Source organism: Sphaerisporangium sp. B11E5 (assembly GCF_039871875.1).
In the GTDB taxonomy this organism is placed as follows: Bacteria; Actinomycetota; Actinomycetes; order Streptosporangiales; family Streptosporangiaceae; genus Sphaerisporangium.
In genome coordinates, this window is sequence record NZ_JBDPMD010000002.1 from 1 (window position 1) to 13,237 (window position 13,237).

11 protein-coding genes are annotated in these 13,237 nt (G+C 71.2%); 4 read left to right on the plus strand and 7 right to left on the minus strand.

Annotation, left to right across the window (positions count from 1 at the left end; genetic code table 11):
* Positions 1–344: helix-turn-helix transcriptional regulator (locus ABGB17_RS02105; protein ID WP_347625970.1), on the minus strand; the 344-nt coding region annotated here is incomplete at its 3' end.
* A 271-nt stretch (positions 345–615) separates the two neighbouring features.
* Between ABGB17_RS02105 and ABGB17_RS02110 the strand changes: the two genes are divergently transcribed.
* The 3 genes from ABGB17_RS02110 (at position 616) to ABGB17_RS02120 (ending at position 4,927) form a co-directional block, all read left to right on the plus strand.
* On the plus strand, positions 616–1,959 hold the full coding sequence (locus tag ABGB17_RS02110; protein ID WP_347625971.1) for a M23 family metallopeptidase: 1,344 nt from the start codon (positions 616–618) through the stop codon (positions 1,957–1,959).
* Positions 1,960–1,996: 37 nt separating this feature from the next.
* The gene (locus ABGB17_RS02115) at positions 1,997–3,391 is read left to right on the plus strand and encodes a hypothetical protein (protein ID WP_347625972.1); all 1,395 of its coding nucleotides are present in this window, start codon (positions 1,997–1,999) and stop codon (positions 3,389–3,391) included.
* 102 nt (positions 3,392–3,493) lie between these two features.
* A complete protein-coding gene (locus ABGB17_RS02120; protein ID WP_347625973.1) occupies positions 3,494–4,927 on the plus strand; it encodes a M20/M25/M40 family metallo-hydrolase in 1,434 nt (477 codons plus the stop codon).
* A gap of 244 nt (positions 4,928–5,171) precedes the next feature.
* On the opposite strand, the gene ABGB17_RS02125 is transcribed toward ABGB17_RS02120, so the two are convergent.
* The 3 genes from ABGB17_RS02125 to ABGB17_RS02135 all read right to left on the minus strand — a co-directional run bounded on the left by ABGB17_RS02125 (position 5,172) and on the right by ABGB17_RS02135 (position 8,640).
* Entirely contained in the window at positions 5,172–6,560 is a 1,389-nt protein-coding gene (locus ABGB17_RS02125) for a S8 family serine peptidase (protein ID WP_347625974.1), read from the minus strand.
* 157 nt (positions 6,561–6,717) lie between these two features.
* Positions 6,718–7,701, minus strand: a complete 984-nt coding sequence (locus ABGB17_RS02130) for a metallophosphoesterase (RefSeq protein ID WP_347625975.1) — start codon at positions 7,699–7,701, stop codon at positions 6,718–6,720.
* Between the two features lie 87 nt (positions 7,702–7,788).
* On the minus strand, positions 7,789–8,640 hold the full coding sequence (locus tag ABGB17_RS02135; RefSeq protein ID WP_347625976.1) for a helix-turn-helix transcriptional regulator: 852 nt from the start codon (positions 8,638–8,640) through the stop codon (positions 7,789–7,791).
* Between the two features lie 129 nt (positions 8,641–8,769).
* Between ABGB17_RS02135 and ABGB17_RS02140 the strand changes: the two genes are divergently transcribed.
* Positions 8,770–9,660, plus strand: a complete 891-nt coding sequence (locus tag ABGB17_RS02140) for an NAD-dependent epimerase/dehydratase family protein (protein ID WP_347625977.1) — start codon at positions 8,770–8,772, stop codon at positions 9,658–9,660.
* Positions 9,661–9,722: 62 nt separating this feature from the next.
* On the opposite strand, the gene ABGB17_RS02145 is transcribed toward ABGB17_RS02140, so the two are convergent.
* The 3 genes from ABGB17_RS02145 to ABGB17_RS02155 form a co-directional block, all read right to left on the minus strand.
* Positions 9,723–10,364: a hemerythrin domain-containing protein gene (locus ABGB17_RS02145; protein ID WP_347625978.1), complete on the minus strand. Its 642-nt coding sequence runs from the start codon at positions 10,362–10,364 to the stop codon at positions 9,723–9,725.
* The gene (locus ABGB17_RS02150) at positions 10,361–11,719 is read right to left on the minus strand and encodes a condensation domain-containing protein (protein WP_347625979.1); all 1,359 of its coding nucleotides are present in this window, start codon (positions 11,717–11,719) and stop codon (positions 10,361–10,363) included. Before ABGB17_RS02150 ends, ABGB17_RS02145 begins: the two co-directional genes overlap by 4 nt.
* A 313-nt stretch (positions 11,720–12,032) precedes the next feature.
* Positions 12,033–12,956, minus strand: coding sequence for a thiamine pyrophosphate-dependent dehydrogenase E1 component subunit alpha (locus tag ABGB17_RS02155; RefSeq protein ID WP_347625980.1), 924 nt, complete (start codon positions 12,954–12,956; stop codon positions 12,033–12,035).
* Positions 12,957–13,237: the final 281 nt, after the last annotated feature.

The following is a 13,237-nucleotide window of genomic DNA, read 5'->3' on the forward strand; positions in this document are numbered from 1 at the left end:
GGGGGCGGGGCGGGTGGCTCGGGGTGGGTGTCCGCGAGGTCGATGGGGCTGGTGGGGTCGGTGGGGTGTTCTGGGGGGAGTTCGGGTGCGGGGGGCTGGGCGGTTTGGACGCGGACCCATCGCTGGTGGAGTTCGATGATCTCTGCTTGGTTCGCCTGGCATTCCTTGGCGAACTGTTCCAGGAGGGTGAAGCGTGGCGGCACGCTGTCGCCGGAGCAGTAGCGGTGGAGGGTGCTTTTACTGACTCCGAGCCGCTTGGCGAGGGCGTCGTAACTACGGCCGGTCTTGTTCTTCAGGTGGCGGAGATATGTGGCTAAATCATCGGCGGCAGGCGGCTCTGTCACCTTGACTCCTCGAGTTCCGACCCGAGTACGACACCCCAGAGGTTAACAGCAGAACCACCAGCATCTACGGATATATCCCACCTTGTCCCAACGCGCCCGGGATTGCGCTGGTAAGAGCCGTTCCTTATCCCACAGGCCCTGAGTTGTCCCATTCCCCTTGCTGTGGGACGGACGTCCGGCCACGGTGATGACCGTCAGGCGAAGAAGATCACTATCTGCTTCGGCAGCCACCGGTCGCACGGACCACTCGACCGTCAGGAGATGCATGATCATGCGTCCGTTCACTTCCTCCCCCGCTCCGCAGCGAGGAACACGGCACCCCGCGTGGGGGAGAGCACTGACCGCGGCGGCGCTCACCGTCCTCGTCGGCGGTCTGGCGAACCTTCCGGCGCACACGGCCTCCGCCGCGGCCGCTCCCAACCTCCAGCTCCCCTTCCTCTGCGGTCAGCAGTGGCGGCTGGACACCTGGGGGCACGCCCCGGCGCTCGACATGGTCAAGGAACCGGACCAGCAGGGCACGGAGGGCGCGTCGCTGATCGCGCCCGCTCCGGGAACGGTGAACAAGTCGTACTACCACGAGAACGCCGGCAACGTGATCCAGATCAATCACGGTGGCGGCTATTTCACCACTTATCTTCACCTGCAGTCCCGGGCCGTCGGCGTGGGGGCCAGGGTCGCGCAGGGTGCCCTCATCGGCAGGGTCGGCCGGACGGGGCCCACGTCCAACAACCATCCCCACCTCCACTTCGAGCTCGGGTACGACGCGAACGGCAACGGCGAGGCGACCTGGGGCTACGCGGGCGCCGAGCGGGTCAGGCCCACGTTCAACGGCGTCACGTACGGCGGCGCCAACAACCAGACCAACAGGTACGTCACCAGCCACAACTGCGGCGGCTCCGCCGACCTGGGAGTGCTGGACTTCTACCTGTCGGATGATCAGAGTTCGGGTGCGGCGACGCGGCCGGTGTTCCAGTACGGCAACAGCCCGATGGTGCCGATCACCGGGGACTGGGACGGTGACGGCAAGGACACCGTGAGCACTTACGACCCGACGGCGGGGCGGTTCTTCATCAGCAATACTCCGTCGACCGGGCAGGCGCAGTACACCTTCCTGTACGGCAATCCTTATGCGGTGCCGTTCGTGGGGGACTGGGACGGTGACGGCAAGGACAACGTGGGTGTGCGGATGGGCAACCGGTTCTTCATGCGGACCAGCCCGGTGACCACCGCGACCGAGACCACTGAGTCGGTGGCTTATGGCGACACTCCGATGGTGCCGTTCAGCGGTGACTGGGACGGTGACGGCAGGGACACCGTCAGCGCCTACGACCCGGCCTCGGGCCGCTTCCTGCTCAGCGACAACCCCGCCACCGGGCAGGCCCAGTACAGCTTCCTCTACGGCAACCCCAACGCCGTGCCGTTCGTCGGGGACTGGGACGCCGACGGCAAGGACAACGTGGGTGTGCGGATGGGCAACCGGTTCTACCTGCGGACCAGCCCGGTGACCACCGCGACCGAGACCACTCACTCGGTCGCCTACGGCGACGCCCCCGACCTGCCCGTGATCGGCGACTGGGACGGCGACGGCAAGGACAGCCAGGGCATCGTCCGCTGACAACCCCCCTGACCCGGCACACCCCCAGGAGAACATCGTGAACAGCCCTGCCCTGCGCCTTCGTTCCCCCGTCGTCCGTCCGCTGATCGCGCTCACCGCTCTCGTCGGCGGCCTGCTCGTCTCCGCCGCCGTGGCTCCGGCGGCGGAGGCCACCGGACCCGGGCCCACACCCCCCGTCCCCGGCCCGGCCGGCCCCCCGGTGCCCGCGGAGCTCGCGGCCGCCCTGGCGTACGCGGCGTGCGTGCCGGGCGGGGAGACCGCGGCCGACGGCGCGGTCGCCAACCAGGTGAGGCCGTACATGAACGGCCCCCGCCTGGGACGGAGCGTCAACGCCTACAACGTGTCGTGCGCCCGGATCATCACCGCCACCGTCAAGGGCCGCGGACTTGACAAGCGTGCGGCGGTGATCGCGGTGACCACGGCGATCACCGAGAGCACCCTGCACAACTACACGGTCGCCGTCGACCACGACAGCCTGGGACTGTTCCAGCAGCGCCCCTCCCAGGGATGGGGCACCCCGGCGCAGCTCGTCGACCCGGTGTACGCCACCAACGCGTTCATCAACGCCATGCTGCGCAAGTACCCCAACAACACGTGGATGAGCGGGGACATCGGCGCCATCTGCCAGCGGGTGCAGGTCTCCGCGTTCCCGGACGCCTACGGCCGCGAGGTGCACGACGCCCAGTTGCTCGTCGACGCCCTGTGGAACAACACCGGCAACTACGGGGTGCTGGACTTCTACCTGTCGGATGATCAGAGTTCGGGTGCGGCGACGCGGCCGGTGTTCCAGTACGGCAACAGCCCGATGGTGCCGATCACCGGGGACTGGGACGGTGACGGCAAGGACACCGTGAGCACTTACGACCCGACGGCGGGGCGGTTCTTCATCAGCAATACTCCGTCGACCGGGCAGGCGCAGTACACCTTCCTGTACGGCAATCCTTATGCGGTGCCGTTCGTGGGGGACTGGGACGGTGACGGCAAGGACAACGTGGGTGTGCGGATGGGCAACCGGTTCTTCATGCGGACCAGCCCGGTGACCACCGCGACCGAGACCACCCAGTCGGTGGCCTACGGCGACACCCCGATGATCCCCCTGGCGGGTGACTGGGACGGTGACGGCAGGGACACCGTCAGCGCCTACGACCCGGCCTCGGGCCGCTTCCTGCTCAGCGACAACCCCGCCACCGGGCAGGCCCAGTACAGCTTCCTCTACGGCAACCCCAACGCCGTGCCGTTCGTCGGGGACTGGGACGCCGACGGCAAGGACAACGTGGGTGTGCGCATGGGCAACCGGTTCTACCTGCGGACCAGCCCCGTCACGACGGCCACCGAGACCACCCACTCGGTCGCCTACGGCGACACCCCCGACCTGCCCGTGATCGGCGACTGGGACGGCGACGGCAAGGACAGCCAGGGCATCGTCCGCTGACCTGCCGGGCCGGGAACCCGCGGGCCGCATCCCCACCAGGGATGCGGCCCGGCGTTTTACTCACGTCTAGACAAAGTCCTTATGTCCGGATAAACCCGCCTTGTGGCTAACAAAGACTCTCAACCGCTTAGTCAACCCACGCGTCGTACGTTCATCTCCCTCTCCGCGGCCGCGGCGGCGGCGACCGCGGGCGTCACCCTCGACGGCAGCCCGGCGGCGGCGTCGGGCGGGCCCACCGGGCCGGGGCGGCCCGCCGGCAAGCAGCGGCCGGACGCCGAGCTGCGTGCTCTGCTGCGGGAGATCGACCACCGGCGCATCGAGGCCACCGTCCGCAAGCTCGTGAGTTTCGGGACGCGGCACACGCTCTCCGCCCAGGACGACCCGGACCGCGGTATCGGCGCCGCCCGTGACTGGATCTTCGCCGAGATGCAGCGGTACGCCGCGGGGTCGGGCGGGCGCATGGCCGTCGAGCTGCAGTCGTACCTCCAGCAGCCCGGCACCCGGATTCCGGTCGCCACCCAGATCACCAACATCGTCGCCACGCTGCGCGGCTCCGTGACACCCGAGCGGGTGTACGTGGTGTCCGGTCACTACGACTCGCGGGTCACCGACGTCATGAACGCCACCGCGGACTCGGCCGGGGCCAACGACGACGCCTCGGGTGTGGCCGTCGCGATGGAGCTCGCCCGCGTCATGGCCACCCGCCGGCCGAAGGCCACCATCGTCTTCGCCGCCGTCGCGGGGGAGGAGCAGAACCTCTACGGCGCCCGCTACATGGCCTCCCGGTACAAGGCCGCGGCCACCGACGTGCAGGCGATGTTCACCAACGACATCGTGGGCAGCAGCGTCGCCGACGACGGCACCCGCGATCCGCGCACCGTCCGGCTCTTCGCCGAGGGTGTCCCCACCGCCGAGACCCCCGCCGAGGCGAACATCCGCCGCTCGGTCGGCGGCGAGAACGACTCCCCCGCCCGCCAGCTCGCCCGGTTCGTCACGAACGTCGCCGACAACGACGAGACCGGCATGAACATCCGCGTCATCTACCGCCGCGACCGCTACCTGCGCGGCGGAGACCACATCGGCTTCCTCGAACAGGGCTATCCCGCCGCCCGCTTCACCGAACCCAACGAGGACTACGCCCACCAGCACCAGGACGTCCGCGTCGAGGACGGCAAGCAGTACGGCGACCTGCCCGAGTTCTGCGACTTCCCCTACATCGCCCGCGTCGCCCGCGTCAACGCCGCCACCCTGTGGTCGCTCTCCCAGGCACCCGGCACCCCCAAGACCGTGAGGATCCGCACCGACCGGCTCACCAACGACACCGACCTGGTGTGGGCCCGCGGCACCGAACCCGACCTCGCCGGCTACGAGGTGGTCTGGCGCGAGACCACCAGCCCCGACTGGACCCACGTCATCCCGGTCGGCGACGTCACCGAGGTCCGCGTCGACCTGTCGAAGGACAACGTCTTCTTCGGCGTGAGATCCGTGGACAAGGCCGGACACCGCAGCCCCGTCAGCTTCCCCGTGCCCTCCTGACCCGGCGGTGGGGGAATCTCACGGCAGCCGGCCGACGACCCGAAATTCCCCACGAACCGATGAAGTACGCCAGCGGATGCACGGGTCCGTCACGCGGCTCGCGTCCAGCGACCGCTGACTCCTCGATGCGGGGGTGTTCGCCGGCCTGGTGCGCACGTCCCGCCTTTCGGATGAGCGGCCGGCGGAACATGGGGATGCCGGTCACGCCGCGCGGCGTGACCGGCGTCCCTCTCATGGCCGGCCGCTATTGGTCGACGTGTTCGTGCGGAGTGGCGGTGGGCCTGAGCGAGAGGGCGGCGACGAGGTCGATTCGCTTGGTGGTCACCGTGGTGCCGCCGCTGCGGTACGCGACGCTCTTGCCGGTGGTCCGCAGCTTCTCGACGAGACCCTCACCGGGCAGGTCCTGGTTGGCCTGGCGGACCAGTGCCAGGGCGCCCGCGACGTGGGCCGCGGCCACGGAGGTGCCGCTGCGGGCCCGGTAGACGCCGCCGGGCACGGCGGACCTGACGGCCACACCGGGCGCGAGAAGGTCGAGCAGCGGGCCGCGGTTGCCGAAGGCGGCGGGACGGTCGTCGTCACCGGTCGCGCCGACCGCCACGACCGACGAGAGGCAGGCGGGGCTCGCGACGCCGTCCCGGTGCCGGTCGTTGCCGGACGCCGCCACCGTGGTGACGCCGAAGTCCTTCAGCCAGAGGATCTCCCACTTGAGTGCCCCGTACGCCGGGTCCTGGTCGCACGGGGCCGTGTGCTTGGGGCCCACGCTGAAGCTCAGGTTGACCGCCACGACGTTCAGCCCGGCGTGCACCTGGTCCACGTACTGCAGCGCGAGCTTCTGGTCGGAGGTGAAGCTGAGGAAGCACGGCGCCGAGGTGCCCTGCTCCGCGCAGACGGGGCCGTCGAACCGGGAGTAGACCTGCACCGGCAGGATGCCCGCCTCCGGCGCGACGCCGTCGAAGCGCACGTCGCCGGCCCTCTTCCCGGCCGCGACCCCCGCGACGTGCGTGCCATGGGAGCATCTGACCACGCCGTCCACGACGCACTTCGCGGTCTCGGCGTCTGCCGCGCCCTCGCCGACCTGGGACGGCTCGCCGTTGGGGCACAACGAGTGGGCCTGGTACAGCGGGTCGGGATCGGAGGTGGAGAAGCATGCCTCGCGGACGATACGCCCGGCGAAGAACGGGTGGTCGCGGTCGATGCCGGTGTCGAGGATCGCGATGGTGGAGCCCCTGCCGGTCCACCCCGCCCGGTTGGCTCTCTTGGAGCCGATCAGCTTGGTGCTGACGTTCAGTGCCGGCTTGCTCAGCTCGTCCTTGTAGACGGCCTTGACCATGGGGTCGGCCACGGCCGCGGCGAGGGTCGGCTGGTCGATGGTGGCGACCAGGAAATCGCCGGAACTCGTCTTGTCGATGACCGTGGTCTCGCCCGAGGCCGCTTCGAGCGTCTCGGCCACCCGGGCGACATAGCCCCTGACCTCGACGATCGCACGCGCCTTCTTGCCGCTCACCACCTCCGCGGCGAGGTTCTCGGCCACGACGGGCGCGGCCGAGGCGTGAGCGGGTGCCGCGACGGCCGGCGCGGCCGTCGCGGTGACGGCGAGCACAGCGGTGCCCGCCAGTAGAGACCGCAGTCTCACAGGACCTCCGAGGGGTTGGCCGCCCTGATTCGAACGGCTGTTCGGTTTCTGTGCGCCGAAGGTACCGCGGAGGACCGACAATCCCGGTGCGCTCGTCTTTCGCCGGGCGATGGCAAGGGCCGCCCCCTTGAGGACGGAGCGGCCCGGCGCGGGGGTCTCAGCTCGTGGGGACGGTGCGCTGTTCCCAGGAGAAGACCTCGGGGGACTTGGGGGTGACGGTGACGCTGAGCCACTGGGTGGCGGTGTCGCCGAAGGTCTCCAGGCGGGTGAGGTTGGGGACGCCGGCGTAGTTGGGCTCGGCTTCCTGGATGTGCTCGTCGCCGTGGACGAGGAGGACGGGCTTGCCGTAGGCGCGGGAGAGGTCGACGACGCGGGCGCGGATGTCGGTGAAGCCGGGGTCGGTGGCGGTGGGCTCGGCCTGCATCATGATGATGACGCCGGGGGCGTCGGTGCGGCGGGCGGTGGCGAAGGTGGTGTCGATCCAGTCGAGGGCGGCGGCCTTGCGGGCCTCGAACTCGGCCAGGCGCGGGGCGGGCTGGTCGCCGCCGGGGAGCTGGCTCCAGGGGGCGAGGCCGTTGGAGCTGCCGACCACGTGCACCGTGGAGAAGACGACGCCCTTCTCGGTGAAGAGCACGTTCTCGACGTAGGGACGGTGCCGGGGGTCGCTCGCCTGTGTGTCCACCTTCATGGTGCGACGGCCGATCGTGCGGCCGGGCACCGGGTAGAAGATGCGGCGGACCGCGTCGAGGCGCTCGGTGGGCAGGAAGCCGCCGGCGGCGGTGCGGTGGCAGTCGGTCCAGTCGTTGTCGCCGGGGGTCAGGACGAACGGGTCCTCGAAGGTCTGGTACTGCCGCGCGGTGGCCGTCAGGTGCGCGTCGTCGCAGGAGGTGGAGCCGCTCTTGACGTCCCCCGCGTGCAGCACGAGCTTGACGCCCTTGGCGGCGTTGACGTCCTTGACCAGCTCAGGGAACGCGGCCTCCTGGGCCTCCCCGTAGGGCGTGTCGCCGAGCAGGGCGAAGGTGAAGGACGGGCCCCGGCCGTTCTGAGTGTGACCGGACTCGGCCCCGGCGGTACCGGACGAGGCGACACCGGCGGTGAGCGACGTGGCGATCAGAGCGGTGGCGAGGAGAGATTTACGCATGAAGGACATCTATCGGCTCTCCGGCCACCGTCCGGTGACAGCGAACCCACACCCCGGGGAACCTTCCCTGACAAGAATGGATCACCGTCAGGCTTCGACGGTCACCGGCTGGGGGCCGATGATCCTGAGGAGCTGCAGGGAGCGGTAGGCGGGGGAGTCGGGGGCGGCGGTGAAGATCACGACTTGTTGTTCCTGGTCGGGGATGGTGAGGACGTCGAAGTCGAGGTCGATGGGGCCGACCTGGGGGTGGTGGACGGTCTGCTGGAGATGGCGGTCGATGTGGAAGTGGTGGGAGTTCCACAGGCGGGCGAACTCCTCACTGCCGGCCAGGAGGTCGGCGATCAGGGCCTTCAGCTCCGGGTTGCCGGGGTAGCGGGTGGCGGCGACGCGGAGGTAGCTGACGGCGGTCACGACGAAACGTTCGGGAGTGCCCATGCCGTAGTGCCGCCGGCCGGGGTCGGGGTGGAGGAAGTAGCGGCGGATGATGTTGCGTTCCTCGCCCGCGAGGGCGGAGAAGTCCTCGAACAGGGCGGCGGCCAGCGGGTTCCAGGCGAGGACGCTGCAGGTCGGGTCAACGACGATCGCCGGGGCGTCGGTCAGGCGGCTGAGCAGGCTCAGCGTGCTGGGCTGGACCTCGCTGGCCGGGCCGGCCGCCTCGTCCTCCTCACGTTCCCCGGCCAGGTGGAACAGGTGGGCGCGTTCCTGGGCGGTGAGGCGCAGGGCGCGGGCGATGCCGTCGAGGACCCGGCGGGACGGGTGGCGGCCGCGGGCCTGCTCCAGCCGGGTGTAGTGGTCGGCCGAGATGTAGGCGAGCTGGGCGACCTCTTCGCGCCGCAGGCCGGGGGTACGCCGGCGGGGGCCCTCGGGCAGGCCCGCGTCCGCGGGGGTGACCCGTTCGCGGTGGCTGCGCAGGAAGTCCGCCAGTGCGCGTCTGTCCATGCCGCCCACGGTATGCCGGGACGGCGGCGCTCAGCCACGGACTCATGGTCCCTGGCTGCGCGGGCCGGCGGGCGCGACGGTGGGGTTGCCGGCCGGCATCACCCGTCACCCCGGAAAGGGATCGAAACCATGCGCATCTTCATCACCGGCGCCAGCGGCTATCTCGGCGGCGTCGTCACCGAGCACCTGATCCGGGCCGGCCACGAGGTGGTCGCCCTCACCCGCTCCCCGCGGGCCCGTGAGCGGGCCGAGGCACTCGGCGCGAAGCCGATGCACGGCGGCCTGCGCGATCTCGGCGTCCTGCGGGCCGGGGCCGCCGCCGCCGACGCCGTGGTCCACACCGCGGTCGACTACGGCGACCCGGACATGGGCGAGATCGAACATGACGCCGTGCGGTCACTGCTGGACGGGACGAACGAAGGGTCCGCTTTCCTCTACACCAGTACGGGTCTGGTCTACCCGGACACCCAGGGCGTCACGGTGGACGAGGACCACCCGGTGGCCCCGGAGACCTCGCCCCAGCCGTACAAGATCCTCGGCGAGCGTCAGGTCCTGGACGCCGGCCACGTCGCGGGCACGGTGATCCGCGCGTCGCTGATCTACGGCCGGGCCGGTTCTGGCCTGCTCCAGGGCATGCTGGCCTCCGCCCGGCAGCAGGGCGCGGTGACCTACGTCGGCGACGGCGCCAACGCGTGGTCCTCCGTGCACGTCGACGACCTCGCCGCCCTGTACGTGGCCGTCCTGGCCCGCCGCGACCCCGGCGCCGTCGTCAACGCCGCCGCCGCGGAACCCACCCCCATGCGGAGCATCGCCGCGGCCGTCGCGCGGACGGCCGGCGTCGGCGTCGTCTCGATCTCCCTGGACCAGGCGATCGAGGCCCTCGGCCCCTTCGCCGCCGTGCTCACCCGCTCCACCCCGCTGGACGCCTCCCGCGCCCGCCGACTCTACGGCTGGACCCCCGCGGCCCCCGGCCTGCTGGAGGAGCTGACCTCCGGCTCCTACGCCACGACCGCGGCGTGACGCCGGCGCCGGCTCATCGCTCGGCGAGAGGACATGGCCGCGAAGCACGCATCGGGCGGTCCTCAGTGCCGATGGCGGCCGCTGACCGCGTCGCGGAAGCGGTCGGTGGCGCCCACGAGAGGGGCGGTGGCCCGGAGCAGGGCCGGTCTCATCGACGAACGCGGGTGCGGGCGGGTCGGGGCCCACGTCTTGGCGCGGATGATCCTCGCGCCGAGGTCCGCGGCCTCCTCGCGGCTGAGCCGGGGGCGGAGCGCCGGCCAGACCTGGTGCTCCTCGTACTTCAGGTGCTCCCTGGCGGTGTTGAGGAACCCGGCGAGCATCTCCTCGTGCGCCGCCTCGCCGGGTTGGAACGCCAGCAGCTCGTCCAGCAGGAACCTCGCCACGCGCTCCTGGGCCATCCCGCGATCGGCCAGGTCACTCCCGTCCGGGACGACCCTGCGCACCTCGGGCCAGAAGTACTGACCCTCGACGGCCTCGTGCCCGCTCTCCTCGGTGATGAGCCGGTCGACCTGCCGTTTGCGCGCAGGCAGAAGGCGGCGCCGGCCCGCCCCGGCCGGCGGCCCCGCTTCGAGCTCGCGCAGCAACGCCCTGACCAGCTCGTGGTCCCGGGCGAGCACGTCGAACAGGTCGATGACCGCGCCTCCCGTTCCTCCCTTCTGGGCGTTGCCGGTGGCGCCGCCGCCGAAACGGCGGCGAGTGTTCACAGGGCCGGTTCACGCAGGATGGCGAGGAGGCGTTCGGTGAGGCCGGCCAGGTCGCCGGGGGTGTAGCGGGCGAGGCGGCCGGTGAGGGCCAGGTCGTAGTCGGTGCCTCTGGGGGTGGCCGTCAGGCCGAGGTCGAAGCTCGCGTCGTCCACCTCGTGGTCCCAGAGGCGCGCGTCCAGTCCTTCCCAGCCCGGTGGAGGGGCCGGGTCGTCCCGGTGGACGATGGCGGCCTGGAAGGCGGGGTGGACGCCGGGGAGGCGGTGAGCGCCGAGCCCGGAGACGAGGGTGTCGAAGGGGATCTCGTTGGCGAGGGCGCCGGCCACGGCCTCCTTGACCCGGCCGACCAGGGCGGGGAAGTCGTCCGGCAGGCTCACCCGCAGAGGCACCAGGTTGATGAAGCACCCCACGACCGGCTCTGTCTCGCGCCGGCCGCGTCCGCTCGTCACCATCCCCACCACCAGGTCGCGCCGCCCGGTCAGGTGGTGCAACAGCACCAGGTAGGCCGACAGCAGCACGATGAACGGCGTGGTGGAGCCGCTCTCGCGCAGGGCGTCCACCACGTCGCGGCCGATCCTCGAGTACGTGGTCGCGCTGCCGCGCCCGGTGCCCGGTTTGTGGGGTATCCGGGGGAACACCGGCTCGACTCCGGCCAGCCGCTCCTGCCAGTACGGCAGGCGCTTCGGCGCACGCTCCCGTGCGCGCTCCACCGACCAGGCGGCGTAGTCGGCGTACTCCGGGGACGGGGGAGGCGGGACGTCCGAGCCGGAGTACAGCGCGGCCAGGTCGGCCGCCACCAGCCCGACGGAGCCGCCGTCGCAGGCGATGTGGTGGCAGACCAGGAACAGGCGGTGTTCCAGCGGTCCGAGCCGGTACACGGTCAGCCGCAGCACCGGCCCGTGCGCCAGGTCGAACCGTTCCGCGGCGGCGGCCAGGGACAGGGTCAGCGCCTCGGCCTCCCGCTCCTGCTCGGGAAGGCACGTCAGGTCGACGAACTCCAGCGGCACCGGCTGCGCGGCACGGACGACCTGACAGGGCAGGCCGTCGATCGCGGTGTACCGGGTGCGCAGCGACTCGTGCCGGGCCACCAGGGCGCTGAGCGCCGCCGAGAGGCGGGTCAGGTCGAGCTCACCGGTGACCGCCACACCCAGCGTGACGTTCGGCGGGGCGGCGTCCGGGGTGGCCTGCGCGGCCAGCCAGATCCTGCGCTGCTCGTGGGAGCACTCCAGCGGGGCGCCGGTGCGTGGCAGCCGGGGGATGGCCGTGGCCGCCGCCTTCTGGGCGAGCAGCCGCGTCACCAGCTCTCGCCGCCGGTCGGACAGGCCGGCCAGCCGCTCCGCCGCCTGGCCCTCCGTCACCGGGTGTCCTCGGCCGGCGCGGCTGCGGACGGGGCGCCGGGTTCGTCATGGACGGTGCCGGTCATGCCGGCGGCTCCATGGCGGCGCGGCGGACGGGATGTGCGTGCACGGGCACCTCGCGTTCTCGGTAGGGGGGATGAGGCCGGGGCGGGCCGCCCGTTTCCCCAGGGGCAGGGTACGGCCGGGCGGCCTCGCCGAGCGGGTACACGTCCGGATCGGCGTCGGTCGCCTCGCCGGCGGTGGCCGGTCGGGGTGGCCGGTGACCCCGGCCCGTCCGTGGTGCACCCGTGGCGGGTGCCGGATGATCGGCCGGTCATCGGGTGGCCAGGGGGCGTGCGGACACCTCGGCGACCAGGGCGTCCACGTGCCGGCGCCACTTCTCGTCGGCCGCGGCGAACCGGCCGGGGAAGGCGCGGGCGTAGCGTGCGTGCCAGTCGCGGTCCCTGACCGCCGCGAGCTGCTGGGGGGTGCGGGTGTCGTCCCCCTTGCTGTGCGGCCCCAACCGGTGGGTGAAGAACTCCACCACCAGCGGGAACGCCGACTCGCGTACGGCGGCGACCGGGCCGGCCAGCCCCGCCCGGATCGTGTTCACGTCGATGGAGTCCACCCCGTGGTAGGGGACGCCGAACGCGGCGGCCCGGCCGGCGACGGTGCCCGCCATCTCGCGTTCGGTGGGCGTCGACTGGGCTATCCCGTTGTTCTCGACCACGACGAGCACCGGCGCGTTCCACAGCGCGGCCATGTTGAGCGCCTCGTGGACCGCGCCTTCGCCCCACGTGCCGTCGCCGATGTACACGCAGGCCAGCGCGCCGCGGCCGGTGCGGCGCATCCGCAGGGCGATGCCGACCGCCACCGGCAGGCTTTCGCCCTGGACCCCGGTGGACAGGAAACCACGGTGATGGATGTGCTGGCTGCCTCCCACCCCGCCGCACAGCGCGCCCTCCCTGCCCATGATCTCGGCGAGCAGCCCGGCGGCCTCGCCGCCGTAGCGGGCGAGGAAGTGGCCGTGGCCGCGGTGATTGCTCAGCGTGAAGTCGTCCTCGCGCAGCAGCGGGTTCAGCGCCACGGGCACGTACTCCTGACCGAGGCAGGTGTGCGTGGTGCCGCTCAGCAGGCCCTCACCGAAGAGCCGGAGCAGGGTGGTCTCGAAGTGCCTGATCAGCAGCAGGCGGTCGAGGTCGTCGTCGGCGAGGGGCGACAGCCCGCACTCGGCTCCTTCAGTGATTACGGCGCTCATGGAGGTCCGGCCTCGCCGAACCGGTGCGACCGGAGCCGCTGACGTCCTCGATCGGTGTCATTCCCCTTCTCCGGTCTCCGTCGGCCAAGTGGTGGGGTGGGAGCGCTCCCATATATCGCCCGGAACGCTTCCAGCAAGAGAGTGAAATCACGGGTGACAGATGTCAAGTGAACAGACTTTGTAATGTACTGGAAACTCCGCTGTAAAGCTTTCCAGCCAGGCGTTATTCACACTTTCGGCGATCAGGGCGAGGACGGGAATCGTCTCGATCTTGACCTGGG